Genomic DNA, 216 nt, shown 5'->3' with positions numbered 1-216 from the left:
TCGGCACCGGCCTCAACGCGCCGGTCGGCTTCGCCGAAAGGGTGGCGGATCGCATCGCCACTATTACCGGCATCGCCTTCGTCACCGCACCGAACAAGTTCGAGGCGCTGGCGGCTCATGATTCCATGGTGTTCTCGCACGGCGCCATCAACGCGACGGCCGCCGCGCTGTTCAAGATCGCCAACGACATCCGCTTCCGCGGCTCCGGCCCGCGTT

Annotated in this window: 1 protein-coding gene; it reads left to right on the top strand. The window is 66.7% G+C overall.

The genetic code is table 11. The features are described 5' to 3' along the window. Nucleotides 1–216: lyase family protein (locus EOB49_RS36250; protein WP_245473024.1), on the top strand; the 216-nt coding region annotated here is incomplete at both ends.

It is taken from the genome of Mesorhizobium sp. M7A.F.Ca.MR.148.00.0.0 (assembly GCF_003997735.1).
Taxonomy (GTDB): Bacteria; Pseudomonadota; Alphaproteobacteria; order Rhizobiales; family Rhizobiaceae; genus Mesorhizobium.
This window is presented reverse-complemented; position numbering and strand designations above follow the sequence as displayed.